The organism is Streptomyces sp. NPDC055400, assembly GCF_053644375.1.
Map to the genome: position 1 here is coordinate 1 of NZ_JBSHLM010000031.1, position 18,720 is coordinate 18,720.

At 68.5% G+C, this 18,720-nt stretch carries 20 protein-coding genes and 3 pseudogenes; 7 read left to right on the forward strand and 16 right to left on the reverse strand.

Features of this window, described 5'->3' with window-relative positions:
• A partial coding sequence (locus ACWIGU_RS44305; protein WP_454407612.1) for a helicase associated domain-containing protein occupies nt 1-235 on the forward strand: 235 nt, incomplete at its 5' end.
• Between the two features lie 336 nt (nt 236-571).
• Nucleotides 572-1,078, forward strand: coding sequence for a hypothetical protein (locus ACWIGU_RS44310; protein ID WP_454407613.1), 507 nt, complete (start codon nt 572-574; stop codon nt 1,076-1,078).
• A 176-nt stretch (nt 1,079-1,254) separates the two neighbouring features.
• Here ACWIGU_RS44310 and ACWIGU_RS44315 read toward each other — a convergent pair whose 3' ends face one another.
• From ACWIGU_RS44315 to ACWIGU_RS44325, 3 genes and pseudogenes are all read right to left on the reverse strand, one after another.
• Complete coding sequence (locus ACWIGU_RS44315) at nt 1,255-1,671, reverse strand: DUF4259 domain-containing protein (protein WP_454407614.1); 417 nt, start codon at nt 1,669-1,671, stop codon at nt 1,255-1,257.
• Nucleotides 1,672-1,732: 61 nt separating this feature from the next.
• Nucleotides 1,733-3,312: pseudogene (locus ACWIGU_RS44320) on the reverse strand (ISL3 family transposase).
• Between the two features lie 279 nt (nt 3,313-3,591).
• Nucleotides 3,592-4,173: an NUDIX hydrolase gene (locus ACWIGU_RS44325; protein WP_454407615.1), complete on the reverse strand. Its 582-nt coding sequence runs from the start codon at nt 4,171-4,173 to the stop codon at nt 3,592-3,594.
• A 522-nt stretch (nt 4,174-4,695) separates the two neighbouring features.
• Here ACWIGU_RS44325 and ACWIGU_RS44330 point away from each other — a divergent pair.
• From ACWIGU_RS44330 to ACWIGU_RS44340, 3 genes are read left to right on the forward strand one after another with little or no spacing between them, the layout of a single operon-like run.
• Nucleotides 4,696-4,860 (forward strand): hypothetical protein, encoded by a 165-nt coding sequence (locus ACWIGU_RS44330; RefSeq protein WP_454407616.1) that lies wholly within the window; start codon nt 4,696-4,698, stop codon nt 4,858-4,860.
• A complete protein-coding gene (locus tag ACWIGU_RS44335; protein WP_454407617.1) occupies nt 4,860-5,009 on the forward strand; it encodes a hypothetical protein in 150 nt (49 codons plus the stop codon). Before ACWIGU_RS44330 ends, ACWIGU_RS44335 begins: the two co-directional genes overlap by 1 nt.
• Before the next feature lie 2 nt (nt 5,010-5,011).
• Nucleotides 5,012-5,464: a nuclear transport factor 2 family protein gene (locus tag ACWIGU_RS44340; protein ID WP_454407618.1), complete on the forward strand. Its 453-nt coding sequence runs from the start codon at nt 5,012-5,014 to the stop codon at nt 5,462-5,464.
• Between the two features lie 183 nt (nt 5,465-5,647).
• Here the strand turns inward: ACWIGU_RS44340 and ACWIGU_RS44345 are convergent, their stop codons facing one another.
• From ACWIGU_RS44345 to ACWIGU_RS44360, 4 genes and pseudogenes are all read right to left on the reverse strand, one after another.
• A complete protein-coding gene (locus ACWIGU_RS44345) occupies nt 5,648-6,049 on the reverse strand; it encodes a tautomerase family protein (RefSeq protein ID WP_454407619.1) in 402 nt (133 codons plus the stop codon).
• A gap of 123 nt (nt 6,050-6,172) precedes the next feature.
• Nucleotides 6,173-6,934, reverse strand: a complete 762-nt coding sequence (locus tag ACWIGU_RS44350; RefSeq protein WP_454407620.1) for an SDR family oxidoreductase — start codon at nt 6,932-6,934, stop codon at nt 6,173-6,175.
• Nucleotides 6,935-6,989: 55 nt separating this feature from the next.
• Nucleotides 6,990-8,597, reverse strand: a complete 1,608-nt coding sequence (gene mdlC / locus ACWIGU_RS44355) for a benzoylformate decarboxylase (RefSeq protein ID WP_454407621.1) — start codon at nt 8,595-8,597, stop codon at nt 6,990-6,992.
• Between the two features lie 282 nt (nt 8,598-8,879).
• Nucleotides 8,880-9,059: pseudogene (locus ACWIGU_RS44360) on the reverse strand (alpha-hydroxy-acid oxidizing protein); the annotation flags it as partial.
• A 44-nt stretch (nt 9,060-9,103) separates the two neighbouring features.
• On the opposite strand from ACWIGU_RS44360, the pseudogene ACWIGU_RS44365 reads away from it, so the two are divergent.
• Nucleotides 9,104-9,846 (forward strand): annotated as a pseudogene (locus ACWIGU_RS44365) (IS5 family transposase); the annotation flags it as partial.
• Nucleotides 9,847-10,572: 726 nt separating this feature from the next.
• Here ACWIGU_RS44365 and ACWIGU_RS44370 read toward each other — a convergent pair.
• The 4 genes from ACWIGU_RS44370 to ACWIGU_RS44385 form a co-directional block, all read right to left on the reverse strand.
• Nucleotides 10,573-10,752: a DUF6381 family protein gene (locus tag ACWIGU_RS44370; RefSeq protein WP_454407622.1), complete on the reverse strand. Its 180-nt coding sequence runs from the start codon at nt 10,750-10,752 to the stop codon at nt 10,573-10,575.
• A gap of 382 nt (nt 10,753-11,134) precedes the next feature.
• On the reverse strand, nt 11,135-11,329 hold the full coding sequence (locus tag ACWIGU_RS44375; protein ID WP_454407623.1) for a hypothetical protein: 195 nt from the start codon (nt 11,327-11,329) through the stop codon (nt 11,135-11,137).
• A 354-nt stretch (nt 11,330-11,683) separates the two neighbouring features.
• Complete coding sequence (locus ACWIGU_RS44380) at nt 11,684-12,571, reverse strand: IS3 family transposase (RefSeq protein WP_454407625.1); 888 nt, start codon at nt 12,569-12,571, stop codon at nt 11,684-11,686.
• Nucleotides 12,568-12,915, reverse strand: a complete 348-nt coding sequence (locus tag ACWIGU_RS44385) for a transposase (protein ID WP_454407632.1) — start codon at nt 12,913-12,915, stop codon at nt 12,568-12,570. The genes ACWIGU_RS44380 and ACWIGU_RS44385 overlap by 4 nt, the downstream gene beginning before the upstream one ends.
• Before the next feature lie 523 nt (nt 12,916-13,438).
• Here ACWIGU_RS44385 and ACWIGU_RS44390 point away from each other — a divergent pair.
• Nucleotides 13,439-13,747, forward strand: a complete 309-nt coding sequence (locus ACWIGU_RS44390) for a UDP binding domain-containing protein (RefSeq protein WP_454407633.1) — start codon at nt 13,439-13,441, stop codon at nt 13,745-13,747.
• A gap of 189 nt (nt 13,748-13,936) precedes the next feature.
• On the opposite strand, the gene ACWIGU_RS44395 is transcribed toward ACWIGU_RS44390, so the two are convergent.
• The 5 genes from ACWIGU_RS44395 to ACWIGU_RS44415 form a co-directional block, all read right to left on the reverse strand.
• Complete coding sequence (locus tag ACWIGU_RS44395) at nt 13,937-14,140, reverse strand: hypothetical protein (RefSeq protein ID WP_454407626.1); 204 nt, start codon at nt 14,138-14,140, stop codon at nt 13,937-13,939.
• Nucleotides 14,141-14,294: 154 nt separating this feature from the next.
• Nucleotides 14,295-16,979 carry a M4 family metallopeptidase gene (locus ACWIGU_RS44400; protein WP_454407628.1) on the reverse strand — a complete coding sequence of 895 codons (2,685 nt, stop codon included), beginning with the start codon at nt 16,977-16,979 and terminating at the stop codon, nt 14,295-14,297.
• Nucleotides 16,980-17,137: 158 nt separating this feature from the next.
• On the reverse strand, nt 17,138-18,184 hold the full coding sequence (locus ACWIGU_RS44405) for a hypothetical protein (RefSeq protein ID WP_454407629.1): 1,047 nt from the start codon (nt 18,182-18,184) through the stop codon (nt 17,138-17,140).
• Nucleotides 18,185-18,217: 33 nt separating this feature from the next.
• A complete protein-coding gene (locus ACWIGU_RS44410) occupies nt 18,218-18,433 on the reverse strand; it encodes an EF-hand domain-containing protein (RefSeq protein WP_454407630.1) in 216 nt (71 codons plus the stop codon).
• Between the two features lie 42 nt (nt 18,434-18,475).
• Nucleotides 18,476-18,613: a hypothetical protein gene (locus tag ACWIGU_RS44415; RefSeq protein WP_454407631.1), complete on the reverse strand. Its 138-nt coding sequence runs from the start codon at nt 18,611-18,613 to the stop codon at nt 18,476-18,478.
• Between the last annotated feature and the right edge of the window lie 107 nt (nt 18,614-18,720).

Below are 18,720 nucleotides of genomic sequence, written 5' to 3' on the forward strand. Positions count from 1 at the left end.
GAACCTGACCGCCGCAGGCCGCTTCCACGCGAGGGAAGGACACCTGCAGGTTCCGCGGGAGCACACCGAGTTGGTGCCCCTAGCAGAGGCCGGACACGGCGCGGCGGGTGTCGAGCGGGACGGGGGCGGAGCGTCGGTCGCCTTGGGCATGTGGCTCGCCAACGTACGCCGTCGGGCCGACAAACTCACTTCCCAGCGCCGAGCCGACCTTGATGCGCTCGGTATGCGCTGGTAACTGGTTGGGCTTGCGGGGTGAGGGTGACGCGGGTCTCCATCCGATGGCGTCCCATGCACCACTGAAAATCGGCAGGCCGGGCTACCGCAAGGGACCCCGCCGCCTGCCTCTGGGCCATGCCCGTTGAGGCAAAAGTACGAAGGGGTGGCTGTGTCGGTGAGGTCTGACAGCAGTCTTTAGCGCGCGGGATGTCGATGAGTTTCGACAGCACCCGCGGTGCCGTGCTCGTCGGGCAACAATCTTGTGCGCGACCCTCCTCCTCGTTGCGTCATTGTCATGGCCGCCCCTCGGACGTACGTTCTCCAAGGGCTGGCTGGCCATGGAGAGGGCTGGACTGTGCGCAGCGAACCAAACCAGTACGACATCCGCCGTGCCCTGGAACGCGCGAAGAGCACCCCGCGTCCGGAGCCGGCGTACTCGGACGACCTCATCGAGGCCGACGTCAGGCCGTTGAAGGACTTCCTGCGCTCCCGGCTCGGCGAGCTCAAGGCGCGACTGCCCGAGGGCAGCGAGGAACACTTCGCTGTCCACGCCCTCACCAATGCGATGCTCTCCACCGCTTTGCGGCTCACCGAGCAGATCAGCGCCTGGCAGTTGGCTGTCGCTGACGGTCGCAGCGAGGAGCCAGGGCTGGTGCAGACACTGCGGCAGAACCTCGGCGAGGACTTCAACCAACTGGTCTGGGTCGCCCGGCGGTGGCGCGAGCACCCGGAGTACACGCCGAACTGGCGGCCGCGGCACTACTGCAACGCGTCACATCGAGCCTCCCTCGAGGAACCTCAGGGAGACGACACCTCCGCCGACGCCGTACGCGGCCCATACCAGCAGGAGACTCATCCATGACCGGGAAATCTTCCCTGGACCCGGCCGCCCGCCCCTCCACCTGGCGAGCGTCAAGGCTATGGCTGCTGTCAAAACTCATCGACACCGACTCGGCGCGATTCCAGCCGCTGTCGCTACTGAGCAACAAACGCTGTCGCTTCTCAGGTTCTGGCACGACTTCCGTGAAGCGGTCACGATTAGTGATCGGTGGGCGTTTTGAGTGCTTGGAGGATCTGTCGCACTTCCTGGCGCCACTGGTCGGCGTCGGCGCTGTCCACCCAGCCGGTTGCCATTTCTGATCCGCCCTGGAGAACCCGATGCAGTGCGAGTCTCGCCGACGAGCGAAGGGAGGCTGGCAGTGTGGGCAGCGGTTTCCTGGGGCCGTCGTCCGGGTCAATCACGATGGGGCTGTCCGGGAGGGTGCTGGCGACGAGGGCGCCAGCGGCAATGGCTTCGGCCCCGTCTCCGCCATCGACGCGTTCTCCCGAGTCGGTGACTCGCTGGAATGCCCGCCCCAGCACGTCAATGACTTGCTGGTGGGTGAGCCCCTCAAGTCCATCGACGAAGTCTGCGGCGAGGTCGCTATCGAACGGGCCGGTTCCCCACGTTCCCATGCATGGCTCCTGATATGGCTGTCTCGGACGAAGACATGGTTCCAGGACCCACTGACATCGGTCATGGGGCGAGGAGGACCCGCTTGCGGAGCAGTGCGAAGCCAGCGCGACCGAACATCTGGCGCTTGAGCATCTTGATCCGGTTGACGTGTCCTTCGACGACTCCGGAGTTCCAGGGCAGGGTCAGGCCGGCGATGACTGCGTTGCGGTCTCGGTCGATGCCCGCCGCGAGAGTGTGGAGGCTGGGAAGGTCGTCCTGGCGGACGGCGTCGAGCCATTGCGGAAGTCGTTCTCCCTGACGCTCGGTGAGCATTTGGGCGAAGGACCGGACGTGACCGGTCAGGGCGTCGAGTTCAGGGCAGTTGGCCATGACGGCCTTGAGCCGGAGCTGTTCGACCTCGGTCAGCGTCTCGGGTCGGCTGAGGATCCATCTCGTCACCACGCGGGGTGTCGGCGGTTGCGCGGTGACCGGCCGTGGTGAGGTGCGCTTCTCTCGCAGGTAGGCGCTGACGCGGCCGTAGCTGCCTCGATAGCCCAAGGGAACGATCTCCTCCCAGAGCTTCCAGGCGTTGGTGCAGCCCTCGCCCCAACGTTCGTCCAGGTAAGGCTTGTACTCGTCGAGGACGGAGGTCCTGTTGTGCTGCCACTGGCCGCGAAAGAGGTCTTCCGGCTTCGCAGCGTCGGCGAGGCTTTGACGGTGCGGTGGGTCATCCGGAGCTGACGCCCGATGGAACGGCGGCTGTGGCCGGCTTCCAGCAGCGCGTGGACCGTGGCGTGCCTGGCCCGGATTCGGTTGGCGAACCGCTCACTCCGCCATGGAGAGTCCCCCTTCTCCTCGGGCGGCACCGGTGGTTCGACCTTCACCTCGCGATCAGGGACCAGGACGCGAAGGCACTGGCGGCGGCGGGCGACCGCCCGCTCAGCGGCTTCCCCGAGGTTGTGCCACAGATGCCAGCGGTCGGCGACCTGCGTCGCCTGGGGTGCCCCGGCTGTGGCGCCTTCCGCGAAGAACGGCGCGCGGTCCCGGCAGACGATCTCGATCCCGGGTCGCTTCGCCAACCAAGCGGCCAGGCTGGACGCTTCCCGGTCCGGCAGCAGATCCACCGGCCTGCGAGTCTCGACGTCGACAAGCACCGTGCCGTAGACCCGTCCTTTGCGTGTGGCGTACTCATCAACACCCACCACCCGCGGGGCCGGGACTTCGGGTTCGGGCAATGCATCGAGCAGCCGCAACACCGCGCTGCGGCTGATAGACACCCCGAAGGCCCGCGCCATCCGGGCGCCGGCCCGGCCGGCGAGGGCGAGACCCACCGCGGCGAGAGTCGACCGCAACCGCTCCGTCCACCTGCTGTGCCGCCGGGTCAGTCCCGGCATCTGCTCAGCGAACGTCCGCCGAGCACACGAAGACTCCGGACAAAAGAACCGCCGAACTCGCAGTTGGAGGACCACCAGACGTCCCCCACTCGGAACGTCCGCAGGAAACCGCAGGTAAGAGCTGTGCACTCGGGTCGACTCGCTCCCACAGTCCGGGCATGCCGCCCCGGCCGCCGTACTGCAGACGTCGATGCGTATCGCCTCGTGACTCACGTCCAGCGACAGCACCGACACGTCCGCGATGGACGGTAACAGCAGGCCCTCCAGACGGGGCGACGTCTCTTCCACGACGCCGCACTGTCGACCACACCAAGATCGGCTCTGGTCATTTTCAGGCAACTTCCCCGAGCCTGATCGGAGCACCAGCCGTTACTCAGCGTGCGCGCTTCACGGAAAGCGAGCCAGAACCCGAGAACGAGCAGCACTTCGACACGGGTTCGGGAGGCACATGGCCGTCATGCTTGGCGTGATTGTTCACGCGTTTTGGCGGAGCTGGGAACCTCCTATCGAGGTCCCTGGACCCTGGCAGGCCAGGGAAGGGTCGTGTCAGTGACTGCTGCGTCTCGCCGTGGCCCATTGCGGATCGATGTCGCTCAGGTGGGTGTCCTGGTCGTCTGCTAGTGCCCGCTTCAAAGGAAGAGGCAAGTAGCGGCAGGCGAAGGTGAAGCCAGCGTCGTCTCCGTCACCCCACACACGGTGGTCCCATGCATTGGCGGTGTCCGTGGGGGCTTGGAGCAAGAAGGAGGTAGTTCTCCGGGGCTGCCCAGTGTCGGGGTGGGGCTTGTCCTCGGTAACGACCTCCCTGATCACCGAGGCGGTCAGCAGCCCAGTCTCTTCGGCGACTTCTCTCAGGACGGCTTGCCCCAGGTCTTCGCCAGGTCGGACGCCGCCCGCAGGGACCTGAGTACCGGCCTCTGGCATGCCCACGTGGTCGAACACGAGAAGCTCCGGAACGGTGGAATGCCGGATCACGTACGCAGCTACACGGATTCTGGGAGAGGTCATCCCGGCATTCTCTGGCAGCTCCGCCCCTATGACGAACGAGTTTGCCGCGTCAGCCTCGGTGAGGAGTCGGCTGCCTCCCGTTCTCGTGAACATCGGTTTGTGCTTGCAGAGGATGCCGCCCACACGTCTGTACATCTGCTGCCGTAACTCGTGAACAAAACCACCACGTCGGACGCCCGAAGGTCATCGACGACGACATGCTGCTGTTCGCCCGCACCCTCAAGGACAAGGGCACGCCCGCGCAGCGTAGGCCAGCGCGCATCCGCGGCTCGGCCGCCGCAGGCTGGCCCCGTGGAGTACCCCGTCGCTGTCGCCCTCGCCGAGGCCGTGCCGACGCTGCCCCGCCGGAAGGGCTGGTGGTACGAGATCAAGTTATGGACATGGTTGGTTGTCGTCCGTTGTCCGCTTCTGGACATGTGGGCGCCCCCGACCTCGCGGCCGTGCTGGGAGGCCGCGACCCGGCAGGCACATCGATACTGCTGGCGCACCAGCCGGTGATCATCGACCGATCAGCAAGGCACGTCATAAGGATCCAATGCCAGCCGCACCCACGGCGGCCACCTGTGGCCGATCAACCGCGTGGCCGAGTTGGCGGACCCGACGCCCTGCGCGGCGTGGACAGCCTCTCCCCACGGAGGAACTGGCGTGCGCCATCCGTCAGTGAATGTGGGCCTCGGCACGCCGGTCATGCGGGTGAAGTACGCCGACCAGGGCGCGGCCTTCCTCGACCTCGCCGAGGCCGCTGGCGTTCGCCACGTCACCTATCTGAGCACCTATGGCGCCGACGACACCCCGCCGACTACGCGGTGATGCTCCGCTGGCTGACCGGCACGATCATCACCGGCCACGGCTCCACGCCCAACGGCGACATTGAGAACGTCACCGGCCATAAGCCGACCACCTTCCGCGAGTTCGCGCAGCGCAACGCCCACGCCTGGACGGCAACGGTGGCCGTGTGACCATGTCCATTGAGAACGCTGTCGAGAACCTTGAGGATTTCGCAACCCTGGACCCGTTTTTCCGGATCATCACGGAGGGCCTGGCGGGCCTGGTCGACGGGGAGCACTTCTTCGACCTCCTGGCCGAGGACGTCGTGGTCGAGTACGTGGTCTCCGTCCCCCGCTACCCGCGCCGAGTCGAGGAACGGCGCGCAGTCGCCGACCTGTACCGAGGGTACGGCGACGCGATGGTCCTGGCCGGCGCGGACGAGCTGGCAGTCCACTACGACACCGACAAGTCTGTGGTCGTACTGGAGTACGCCGTGCAGGGGCGGACGGTCCAAACCGGACGCACCTACGACAACCACTTCGTCTCCGTGATCACCATCAAGGACCGCCAGGTGACGCACTGGCGCGACTACCTCGACCCCATCGCCGTCTTCCAAGCCCTCGGCTGGCCGGCAGAGCCACGCTAACGGGGAGAATCACGGCCTTTTTCAAAGTACCCAAGCGTGGCGCCGCCCTCTCCTCGGTCCGCCATGGGCCTGGCAAGGACGGCGGCCGCAGGTCGGCGCTGCTGTCTCTTCGAGCGTGAGTTGCTGGCCGGCGGACTGGTCGATGGCCTCAGATATGGACAAGCACAATGACGCGCACGCTGTTCAGCCCCCGGTCCGGCGCAACCACTCCTCTTCCTCACCTGGTTCGGGCAGCACGTGCCCACCCTCGACAGCGGACCGGGCAGGACCGTCCTGCAGCGCCACCATGGTCTGGCTCGCGTCCATGCCGGAGATCCGGGCAATCGCCGAGGACAGCTCCAGGGCCAGTCGCGTCGCCTCCTTCTGCGGATGGCCCCGCCGCACCCAGCCAGTGAGGATCAGCGGTCTCGCCGGCTGCCCTCCCGCGAAGACACTGTCCGTAGGCAGCTCGGAGAAGACCACGTTGACGTAGGCCGGTGGCACATGGTTGATGTCCACGTGAATCCGGGTGATCTCGGCTGCCAGCAGGGCCTTCACCTCGCTGGTCAGCGAACCCTGGGCCGCGGTGCAGGTGTAGACGGGCATGATGACTCCTCAACTGCGTAGGGTGTCGGGGCTGACAGCCAGGCGGGCCCTGAGCAATAGTGATCGTTGACGTACCTCCGCAGGAGATCCGTTCCGAGGTCGGGTAGTTCGCCGTGGCTTCCGTCAAAAACCTCTGCGTACGCCGCCGTCGATCGACAGCATCACTCCCGTGAGGTACGACGCGGCCGGTGACAGCAGGAAGGCGGCGCTGCGGCCGAACTCGTCCGGGGTTCCGTAGCGGCGCAGGGGAACCCCGGCCGTGGCGCGCTCGCGGGCGGCGTCGGCGTCACCGTGCCGCGCGTCGAGTTCGCGTACCCGGTCGGTTTCGATGTGGGCGGGCACGAGGCCGACGACACGGATGCCTCTGGGGCCCAGCTCGTTCGCGAGGTTCTTTGCGTACCCGGCCAGGCCCGGCCGCAGGGCGTTGGAGATCGCGAGGCCGGGGATCGGCTCGTACACGGAACTGGAGAGGACGAAGCCGATGACGCCTCCCTCACCCAGCTCCGCCGCGACGGCGCGGGACAGTCGTACCGCGCCGAGGAAGACCGACTCGAAGGCGGTGCGCCACTGGTCGTCGTCGATGGTGTCCGACGTGCCTGCCGGGGGTCCGCCGACGCTGATGAGCACCCCGTCGAGCCGCTTGAAGGCATCGTGTGCCGCGGCGATCAGCCGGTCCGGGGTGTCGGTGTCGGCGTTGTCGGCCACGACGCCGACTGCCTGCCCCGGGCCGCCGAGCTCCGTCTGTGCGATGGCGACCGACTTCTCGTCGCGGCCGCTGACGACCACTCGCGCGCCGTCCGCCACCAGTTCGCGCGCGGCGGCCATGCCCAGCCCGCGGGTGCCGCCGGTGACTATGTAGACCCGGTCCTTCAGTCCGAAGTCCATGGTTGTTGTCCTCTCTCCGCTGTTCCTTCTTCGACCGTGCGATCCGCGCGGCCTACTACATCGCCTTCTGGGGCCGTGTGGCGACGACGATGACGGTGGTGGTGCCGGCGGTCAGGGCCGACTTGAACTCCCGCTCCAGGTCCTCGGTGGTCTCCACATCGACCGCGCAGCATCCGAAGCCGCGGGCGACGGAGGCGATGTCGAGTCCGGGCAGGTCGAGCCCCGGCACGCCTGGGGTCTCCTCCAGCACGGCGAACGACTTGAGGATGGAGTACTCCTGGTTGCGCATGACGACGTACACGATCGGAAGGTCGTGCTGGGCTGCTGTGTAGATGGCCTGCACGGAGTACTGGAAGGAGCCGTCGCCGATCAGGCCGATCACTGGCCGTTCGACGCCCCTGTCCCGGTCGCCGAGTGCGACGCCCACGGCGGCAGGGGTGCCCCAGCCGATGCCCCCACTGGCCGTGGCGAAGAACGATCCGGATCGGACGGTGGGGAGCCACTCGACCTGCTGGGCCATCGTGGAGGTCGACTCGTTGACGATGACCGCGTCGGTCGGCCGGGCCCTGTTCAGGGTGGCGTATACCTCCGGTGGGGTGAGTGGGCTGTTCGGCGCCTGGGGCAGCTCACGCGGGCGCGGCATCGGTTCCGGAGCGGTCCGCGCTGATCCCTCTGTGACCATGTCCAGGAGCAGCTCGATCGCCGTCCTGGGGTCACCCAGGAGGCTGTCGCCCACGCGGGCCGCCGCGGCGACCGCCGGGTTGCCGGTGATCTGCAGGAGTTCGGTGCCGTCGGGGAGGTAGTCGCCGGGGACGTAGGGGTAGTAGCGGAACACCTCCGCGCCGATCACGACCACCAGGTCGTGTCCGGCCAGCCGGTCGCTGATGGTCTTGACCGACATGCCGAGCGGGCCGCCGAAGAGGGGGTGGTCCTCGGGGAAGGAGGCGCGGTCGAGCAGCGGGGCGCCGTAGACGGCGGCGCGCAGCTTCTCCGCCAGCGTGACGGCCGCGTCCCAGCCGCAGGCCCGGTCGACCTCCGGCCCGAAGACCAGCGCCGGACGGCGGCTGGCGGAGATGCGGTCGGCGAACGTGCGCAGTCGCGTGGTGTCGGGGGCGAGGCGGTCGCTGACCGTCCGCACCCGGGTGAAGCCAGGCAGGGGACGCTTCCAGTCGTCCATGGGAATCGACAGGTAGACCGGTCCTGTCGGCGGCTGCAACGCCTCGGCATAGGCCCGCATGAAGGCTTCCGGGACGTCTTCGGCGCGCGCCGGCTCGTACGACCACTTCACCCACGGCTTCGGCAGTGTCGTGGCCTCGCGGTTGCCGAGGTACGGGTCCCCGATGACCAGTTCCCGGTGCTGCTGGCCGGAGGTGAGGATCAGGGGTGTGTTGCCGTGGTAGGCGGCCACCAGGTTGCCCATCGCGTTGCCCATCCCGGCCGAGGAGTGCAGGTTGACCAGTGCGGGGCGGCCTGTGACCTGGGCGAAGGTGTCGGCCATCGCGATGACGGACGCCTCCTGCAGGGCCAGGACGTAGGTGAAGTCCTCGGGGAATTCCTGGAGGAAGGGCTGCTCGGTGGAGCCAGGATTGCCGAAGACCGTGGTGAGTTTCAGGGTCCGCAGCAGGTCGTAGGTCACACTGCGGACGGTGGACTGCTCAGTCATGGTTGCCATCGACTTTCTTGCTGGGGCTGGGCTTCCGGTTCAACGGGTCTGGCGGAGGGGTGCGCGCTTCTCCGTGAAGGGACGAGTGCCGTCTTCGGCGTCGTGGGGATGCGGTGCGCCAGTCTGATCCTGCTGGACTAATAGGCACCTGTCGTGACATATAGTCCGTTCGGTGATGGGCCTCTCCGAGGGTTGGCCCGGTTGCCGAGGCGGGTGGGCCATGGCCGGGTCACTAGCTGAGCGAGGACCGCCGCTGCGTCCGCCCCGGCTGGTCGGCGGCTGTCAGGTGAGGCGGCGGAGGGCGTCCGGGGTGAGGTCGGCGAGGGTGGGGTAGCCGTCGACGGCCATGACCAGGTCTGCTTCGGCGAGTAGGGACCGCAGGACGTGAACGACCCCGGCCTCGCCACCGTAGGCGAGCCCGTAGGCGTAGGGGCGGCCGATGCCGACGGCGGTGGCGCCTAGGTCCTGTCGCCAAATGATGATCTTGAGTGGTGGATCATGGTCGGGTGATACGTCGTCATGAACTATCCGATGCCGAGTGGGAGTTCGTCCGGCCGTTGCTGCCCGCGTCCTTGCGGGGCCGCAGGCGGTTGGACGACCGAAGGGTCCTCAACGGGATCGTGTGGAAGTTCCGCACGGGTACGGCCTGGCGGGATGTGCCCGAGCGGTACGGATCGTGGGCCACGCTGCACACTCGTTTCCGCCGGTGGGCGAAGGACGGCACTTTCGAGCGGATGTTGCGGGCCGCGCAGGCCACAGCGGACGCGGCCGGGGACATCGACTGGCTGGTGTCGGTCGACTCCACCGTCGTGCGGGCCCACCAGCACGCGGCCGGGGCCCGAAAAGGGGGCTCTGCCCGCCGGCGCTCGGACGCTCGCGGGGTGGTCTGACCAGCAAGATCCACCTTGCCTGCGATGCGCTCGGCCGCACGCTGGCCTTCACCCTCACGGGCGGAAACACCAACGACTGCACGCAGTTCACCGCCGTGATGGAAGCGATCCGGGTGCCCCGTCTCGGGCCGGGACGGCCCCGGGTGCGGCCCGCCCACGTGCTGGGCGACAAGGGCTACAGCTCCCGCGCGATACGGACCTGGCTGCGACACCGAGGCATCGGGCACACCATCCCCGAGCGGGCGGACCAAGTCCGCAACCGGCTCCGGCGCGGCAGCCGGGGCGGGCGGCCGCCGGCCTTCGACAAGCAGCTCTACAAACGGCGCAACGTCGTGGAACGCTGCTTCAACCGCGGGAAGTCCCATCCCCCGCCTTGCCAACCTAAGCGACTCCGGCGCGATAGGCGTCCGCGTGGGCGAATGCATCGAGCGCGGCTCGGAACGCCGCTCGGACTGCGCAGTCAGAGGGAACACTGGTCGGTAAAGCCGAGGTCAACGATGCTTCGCCGAGCGCTTCGAAAGCCCGGTTACGGTTCGTTCAGCAGGTCGCGTAGCAGCCGTTGCCGTGGTGCGAAGGCTGCACGCACGTCGGCCTCGCGCGCGAAGCGGCCGAGCAGGGCAGGCAAGCCGGTGTCGTCTCCCTCACGGACGGCCGACACGATCTGCTCGATCAGCGCTCCTGCGGATTCCCCCGGTCCGGTAACACGGTCACTTCCCGAGGCTACTCGGCTACCAGGACCTCAAGGTCACTCGAACGGGTGAGTATCCGCCCCTTACCGGGCTGCCGAGGGGGTCCGGGCGCCGCCTTCCGGGCCGCCGACGGCGATTCGTGGGCGGTTTCGTTTGGGCGGAGGTTGCGTCGCCAACGGCGGAGGGCCCGGCCCGGCCCGGCCTTCGCCGAACCGGGCCGGGCCACGTGTTCTTCGTACGCCGCCGTGATCGACAGGTAAAGGAGCCACGGCACGGGCGGCGCCGGGGCATCCGGTTGCCCCGCGGAGACAGCAGGGACCGGCCGGGGCATCTCGCGTGCCCGGAGAGCCACGGAGGCCGGCCAACGGCCGGTGTCTGTGTTCGGAACTGCCGGGACTACATCGGGTCGATGTCCCGCTTGCCCGTACCGCCTGCGCGCTCGCTCTGCTCCTTGAGCTCGCGGGCCTCTTCCTTCAGACGCTGACGCTCCTGCGGGTCCATGGCGCGTTCCGCGGCCTGTTCCAGGTCCGCAGCCCGAGCACGCATCTCACGTCCGGACTCGCCTGCAGCGCTCATGATCACTCCTTGGTGAGGAAGAGCGGGCCACACCAGCAAAACAGCCCCCGTCACCCCCGGCATCTCGATCAATCACCCACCGTTATTTACGTAGTTGGGAAAGCCCTCGCGTAACGGCTTGCGTGCCGGGCCCTGCTCACGTTGCGGGGTGCCTTGCTCAGTGGCTCCGGTCCTACGGGATCGGATACGAGACTGTTGGCGTCGGCCGGGACGTTGGCGCGCCATCGCCATACCTGCGTGGTCACTCGAATGGCGGGGTCGCGCATGCGGTGGAAAGCGCGGTCGCGTGAGGATCAGCGAGAGCCCCGCCCGGAGCGTTCGCGCCTCTTCCGGCCGGGCGGGCTCCACCATTGGGCAGGCCGAGCTCGGCTCAGACCGGGGTCTACGGCTCGGGATGCGCGTTGCCAGCGCGGGCTTTCGCCTTCACGTCCGCCTCGGCCTCATGCCGGGCGATGCCCTGCTCGTTCGCGTACGCCGTGACCGCGGCCTGAGTGTCCCGGGCCAGATCCCGCCAGGCACGCCATGCCGTCTCGTACGTCGCCGTCTGCAGACGCCGCCAGAGCGGCCCAAAGATCACGCAACCGGCACAGGCGAACTGGGCGCGTCTGGGTCCCGGATAAGGCGGTTCGCTTACCGCACGACGGGCGGGTCCTGGCCCTCGTCGAGGAGTTGGTCGAGTTCTGCGTCGGCCTGTCTCGACTGTGCCTCATGCGCGAGATGTTGGCCGGACCGGCACCGCGTGAGGGCCGCCGGACCGGGAGGGGCCACACCTGACCGGCCGGTACAGCAACCTCGGTGGCCGGGCAGGCGGTCGAGGCTGCCGGCCGGTACAGCGGGTACGGGCACGGGATGGACGGGCACGCACCACGCTGGTCTATGGGCTGGGCCACGGGCAGCTGTGAAGCTTCCCCGTGATCTTGGACACTGATCTCTATGCTGTGAGGCCGTGTTGGTGCCGTTGCCGGGTCTCGGCTGGGGTGAGGTAGCCGAAGACCTTGTGCTTGCGCAGTCGGCGGCGGTTATAGAACGTCTCGATGAAGTCGAAAACGTCGGCGCGGGCGGTGGCCCGGTCGGTCCAGACTCTGGTGCCGATCTCTTCCTTGAGCAGGGCCCAGAAACTCTCCGCGGCGGCGTTATCGAAGCATGATCCGGTGCGTCCGCAGCTTTGCCGGAGATTCAACTCGCGTATTTCACAGCGGAATTGGCTGCTGGTGTATTCGCTGCCGCGGTCCGAATGCGCTATGCAGCCGGGCCGGAGCCGCCCACGGCCGGCGGCCATCTTCAGGGCATCCACGACCAGGTCTGCACGGTGGTGGTCGGCCATCGAGTAGCCGACGACCTCGCGGGTGGCCAGGTCCAGCCAGCAGGCGAGGTAGAGCCAGCCCTCGGCGGTCGGGAGGCATGTGATGTCGCCGACCAGCTTCGTGCCGGGGGTCTCGGCGTGGAAATCACGGCCGATCAGGTCCGGCGCCGGCTTCGCCTTCTTATCCGGCCGGGTCAGCGACCGCCGCCTGCGGCGATGGGCTCCCTGAATACCGTGCTCGCGCATCAGGCGGGCGACCCGCTTGCGGTTCACGCGCCGCCCCAGACGCCGCAGTTCGGCATGGATGCGCGGGACGCCGTAGGTCTGGCGTGAGCCGACGTGGATGACGGTGATCTCGTGTACCAGGGCCTCGTCGGCGGCCTTGCGGACCGATCGGGTCCTGGCCGCGGCGAGCCAGGCGTAGAAGGAGGAGCGGGCAACCTTCAGCAGCCTGCAGAGGAAAGCGACGCCGTGGGTAGTCTTCTCCGCCTCGATGAACGCGTACGTGTCGTTCACCGATCGCTCTCCTTCGCGAAGAAGACCGCGGCTTTTCGCAGCACCTCGATCGTCTTGGCCTGTTCGACGTTCTGCCGACGCAGCCGCCTGAGCTCCTCGCGCTCGGCCGTGGTGAGCTCACCCGGGGCTCCCTCGCCCCGATCTGCCTTGGCCCGGCGATACCAGCCGCGCAGGGACTCGGAGCTGATGCCGAGATCCCGGGCGACCGCCGTGACCGTCTTGCCCGAAGAGTCGACGAGCGCGATCGCGTCCGCTTGAACTCCTCGGTGTACCGCTTCGTGTACTTGCTTCCCACCTGGCGCTACTTCCTCTGGAACCTCAGGTCCCAGTCTCCAGGTGTCCACGATCAAGGGGAAGGTTCACCTCGCTGGCCCCGGGCGCAGGGCGCGAACGTCAGCCGGTGAGGCCTACGTGACGACCAGCCGCGGCCTCGTGGTGGAGGTCCTCGCGGGGACAACCCGGCACGCTGTGGTGACGGTGACGCGCGTCAGGTAGGCCTCGAACTCCTATCTCTGACCCAGGCCACGAGGTAGAAGCCCCATCGTTGGACACGGCTGAAGGTCGCCGGCCAGGTCGGTGGTCCCGAACTCGTAGGTCCGGGACCACATGCTTGTCTGGTCGTCTGGCTCTACTCGCCGTCGGCTTTTGAGGGGGTGTCAGGCGGCGGGGCAGCCGGGCGCTCGGCCACAGCGACAGGGGCGGGGCTGACCAGCTACCCGGTCTGTGCCCGATCGCGGCAGCTGGTAGCTCCCCCTCGGCCCCGGCCGATGGTGCGGTCTCCTCACGCGCGTGCGGGTGTGACGGCGGGAGTACGGTGCCCGGCCACGGCCGTGCGGTGCGGACGGCGACGCGTGCTGATCCCGCCTCCTGGCCGAAGGCGCCACCGTCACCTGCTGGGACCCCATGGCCCGCCCCCAATCCGGCATGCACCCCTGGGACCAGACCCACCGCCAGCCCACCATCCAAGAAGCCCTCACCGGCGCCGACGCCGCCAACCTCGTCACCGAGTGGCCCGAACTGACCACCAACTGGACTGCCGCACGCCAACTCATGAACGGCACAGCTCCCGTCCTCTACGACGGCCGCAACCACCTCGACCCCGACACCATGCAGAACGCCGGATACACCTACCTCAGCGTCGGACGCCCCACCACCGTTCCGGTCGCGGCCAGGTGACCCGTCACGGCAGATCTCGGCAGCGTCAGCCGTCCGGCCCGACACACGAGGTGCCCGTGCCCGCGTCCCCCGAGCCGGTCCCCGACTGGTGCCGATGACCCAACGCCTGTTACGTGCCCCCGAGTCGGGGCGGACCTCGTAGGCGTCGAGCGCATCGGATCGCCTCTGCATCCGCTTCGCCACGATGGGTCAGTGCGGCAGGCGGGCGCCAGGCCCGTGCAAGTCCTCGCTCAGACGGCTGTGCAGCAGAAGGAGCGCGGCGGTGTCCGCGACCTTCGCGAGCCGTTCGAGCAGGGCCTTGATGCGGGCGTGGTCGCCGTCACGGACGGCCGTGACGATGCCGGAGATCATCTCGCGCACAGATGCCGGGACACTGCTGCTGGAGTCGTCCATCAGCCGCGCATACCCACCCTGGTTTTGGAGCGGTTCACTCGTTCAGGTGAGGCTGCCGGGCGGCCGGAGGGGGCCCACCAGAACCGGCCGGTCCGGCGGCCCCGGGAGGCCGCGCAGGCTTCCGGGGCCGCCAGCCGGGGACGGTCGGGCCTGGCTACTCGCAGGTGCCCGCGAACGTCGTCCGGGTCACGACATCGGTTGCCGCGGCGCTCGTGTCCAGCCACGCGACGCGCTGGCCCTCGCCGAGGGACGGGGCCAGCTGGGCGCCGGTGGAGCAGGAGACCCGGCTGAAGGCGCCGGTCCCCGCGACCACGTCGGCCGTGCCGGCGGCCAGGACCTTCACCTTCTCCGGACCGCTCCAGCCACCGAGGCCGCTCCAGGCGTCGTACGTGGAGTACGCGAAGTAGTCGTCGGTGACGGAGAACTGGGCGAAGTAGGTGCCCGTCGGCAGGCTCACCTTCGCCGCCTTGGTCAGGTCCTCGACGGGCGCGGACCTGAAGGTCGTGCTGCCGAACAGGCTGCTGTTCTCCCGCCAGAAGATGCGGTCCGCGGCGAGCTGGATGTCACCGATGGAGTTGAAGATGAAGCCGCCGATCCGCTTGCTCTGGGTGGTGTCGGTGGCGATGTCGTAGAGGCGTACGTAGGTGTGGTCGGCGCCGCCGGCCCACGCTATCTGCCCGTCCTTCATCGCCAGTCGGCCCGCCTTGGTGCCGGCCTCGGGCGTCACGTTGACCGTGGTGCCGTCGGCCTTGCGGAGCATGACGTCCTGCTCGCCGTCGGCGGTGGTGCGGATGTAGGCGAGCGCGCCGTTCTCGGTGACCGGCTCGGTCTCGTCGGCGTCCGGGGAGTCGACAAGCTTCTTGATCGCGCCCTGGCCCTTGTCATCGGCCTGGTAGATGCCGATGCCGTCGGCGGAGATCCGGGTGAAGACGACGCGCTCGTCGTCGAGGGACGGGTCCATCAGGTAGGCGTTCGACTGCGCCAGCTCGTGCTGGGGGTTCTTGCCGAAGCGTCCGACCGTGATGCCGAAGGCGGCGCCGCCCTGGCCCCAGGCGATCGCGTCGCCGTGGCCGATGGCGTAGACGTCGCCGCTGATCTGGGCGGCCTGCTCGTCGATGCCGGCGTAGACCTCGTAGGCGGGCAGGACGTCGGCGCCGATGGTGGTGCCGTCGTGGGTGCCGGCCTTCTGCTCCCAGCCCTGCTCGATGCCGTGGTCGTCGAAGGCCTTGGCGATGACGGCGAGGTCGCCGTCGGAGACCTTGAGGGACTTCGCGGCGAGGGTGACCGCGTTGCGCATGTCGGTGAAGCCCGAGAGCGGGGTGAGGTAGTTCTGGGCCGCCCGGTAGGTGATCCGGTCGGCGAGGTCGCCGCCGAGGCTCTTGCGCATGTCCCACAGCGCGCCACCGACGATGGTGGAGTTGGCGTGCACACCGCCGTTGTCGAAGTCGAGCGTCATGGGGTCGTAGTCGCTCTGCGCGTTGCGGCCGTCGTTGAGGTCGCGTAGGGCGCACTCGTCGAGCGGCTTGGTGCCGTTGCAGAGGTACTCGCCGACGAAGCCGGAGGTGGGGTCGCTCATCGCGATGCCCTTGTCGGCGGTCTCCATGGCGTTGCCGAAGTAGTCGGATATCGCCTCGTTGAGGGCGCCCGACTGGTTGAGGTAGACGAGCCCGGCGGAGTGTTCGGTGACGCCGTGCGTCATCTCATGGCCGACCACGTCGAGGCCTACGGAGAGCGGCACGCCCTTCATGTGGCCGTAGACCATCTTGTCGCCGTCCCAGAACGCGTTGGCGTAGTCCTTGCCGTTGGAGGCGACGTTGACGACGGAGTGGATGCTGCCGCCCTTGCCGTCGATGCCGTCACGGCCGAGCTTGTCCTTGTAGTACTCGTAGACCTTGGCGGCGTTGAGGTGCGCGTCGACCGCGCCCGACGACGTGTTGGCGCCGTCGAAGCGGTCACCGGCCGACTTCACCAGCGCGATGTCGTCCGTGACGGGGCCGCCCGCGACATCGGTGTAGTTCTTGCGCTGCGCGTCGTAGGTACGGATCTGTCCACCGGTCCGCGCGTACATGGCGCGCTCCGAGTCGACCAGCGTGTACGAGCCGTCGGCCTCCTTGTTGACGTTCAGCTTCGCCTCGCTGCCGTCGACGCGTACGCCCGTCCCCTGCGCGGGCGACGCGTCGGCGGCGTCGACGTTGTTGTACGAGAGCGCGATGCCGCCCACGCGCGCGTCGACGTACACCTCCTGACGCACGGGGCTGCCGTCGGACCGGGCGCCGGTGACGGTGAAGTGCCAGGCCAGCTTGCCGCCGGCGGCGTCGGGCAGGACCGTCAGACCGTGCTGGGCGGTCTTCGCGCCCTCGACGCGGGACAGGTCGCGGTCGAGCGTGAACATCCGCCGCTCGGCGGCCGCCTGCGACACGCTCGGTGTGGTGGAGACCGTGAGGTGGGTGTAGAGCGTGCCGGTCGCGGAGGTGACGCGCCGGCCGCCGTCGGCCGCCTCGCTCTGCACCGCGTACTCGGCGCCGAACACCGGTACGCCGTGGTGCTGCTGGCGGAAGCGGACGGAGGACTGCTTGCCGGACGTGGTGGTCCCGAGCGTCTTCAGATCGGAGACCGGGATCTTGTACGTGTCCTTGTGGGCCTTGAGATGGGCGCGGGCGGCCTCGGCGGGCGTGCCCGCGCGCGCCACGTCGTCCAGGCCCTGCGTCATCGCGGGAGCGACCGGCACCGGGTCGGCCGCCGTGGTGGCCGGGGACACGGTGGTGTCGCCGTCCGCCCACGCCGGCGCGGTCAGCAGCGCCGATCCCGTGGCGGCGACGACCACACCGGTCGCCAGCATCCGCCGGATCCTCGTTCGTCTCACAGAGCCCTCCCCATCACACACCTGTAAGCGGGGCGCGTGCGCCCCACTCAGCTGACGGGGTCGATGCTTCGGTACGCCGGGTTCCGCGAACAGAGGATTGAGCTGGCGTGAACATGCCGTGGCGTAAATACGCCTCAGCAGCCTTGCGATGGAACCGAGTTGGCGGTTTCACCGTCCAGCCAGCCCGCGCGGGCCGCGTGCCAGCCGAGCTGGAAGCGGGTCACGGCGCCGGCCTCCTCCATGAGGGCGCGCAGCCGTCGCTGCACGGTGCGGTGGCCCATGCCGAGCTGACGGGCCATCGCCGCGTCGGTGAGGCCGATGTGCAAGAGCCCGACGATCTGCCGGTCGATGGCGTCGAGTTCACGTCCGCCGCCGAGACCCTCGGCGCCGTGAGCACCCAGCAGCCTGCCTTTGCCGAAGTGCTGCTCGAAGAGCGACTGCAGGCCGGTGAGCAGGCCGCTGCGGTGCACGACGAGGGCGACGGGTTCGACCTCGTCACGCTCGGGGTCCAGTGGCAGCAGGGCGACCCTGCGGTCCACGAGGACCATCTTGATCGGCAGGTCCTCGACGACGGAGATCTGCTGGCCGTGTGCGACGACGTCGGCCAGGGTGCGCGCGGTGTCCGGCTGTTCGAGGCAGCCCCGCTCCACGACGGCGCGCAGGGTGACGCCGCGGTCCATCGCCTCGCGCTCGGCCTCTTCGAGGTTGTCCTGGAAGGTGAGCACCTGGGGCACCGGCATCGCCGGGACGAAGGAGCACACCTCGTGGCGCGCCTGGCGCTGTATGGCGAGGAGCCTCCGCCGGATCGCGACCGTACCGGAGAGCACCTCCACCGGCACGTACGACTGGGCGGAGCGGTGCCGTTCCGCCAGGTCGCCGACGAGCGACTCGACCCGGTGCAGTGCGGCACGGCGGGATTCGAGGAGCGGCCCGAGGGCGAGAACGGGCGGGGCGGCACGGTAGCGGACGGTGCCGTCGCGGCGGTCGGCGCTGACGAGGCCACGTTCCACGAGGAGGCCGAGGACGCGGTCGATGTCGTCCGGTCCGACACCGGAGCCGGCCAGGGCGGCCGGCTCACTGTCGGGCCGGTCCACCAAGAGCCGGTAGACGGCGTCCTCCTCGGGGCCGAGCCCGAGGAGGGTGAGCAACGAAGCGTCCGCGAGTCCCGGCACCTCGGGCACCGGGACTCGCGGACGTGGCTGGGGTCTCAGCGCTCAGCCCTTATTCAGGTTCGCCCAGAACTCGTCGAACGAGAGGACCTTGTCCCCGTTGGCGTCCTGCCGGGCGATGAGCACCTCGGCAACCGACTCGGTGACATTGAAGTCGCCCATCTGAGCCATCGCCCTCTTGTACTCGGCCACCGTGATGAAGCCGTCGCCGTCCGCGTCGAACCGCTGGAACGCCTTGCGCGCTTCCTCGATGTCCGCCACCGGGTCCACCCCCTACTTGCTGTAACACTGACGGAGGTCAGATTAACCGGCCGTACGAACGCGCAGTGCGGCAACCACCCACGCAAACTCCTCGTTGTGCCGGGGCAGCGTCTCCAGTCCCCGCACCAGGGACACCAGGTCACGGAAACGGGCCACGTCCTCGTCGGCCGTCGCCTCCATGCGCTCCAGTACTAGCTTGATCTTTAACGTGCGGCGTCGAATGGTCCGTCGAACTTGATCACTCGGTTTGGTATCTGCCGGACATGAAGGCGGCCTTCGTCTGAACA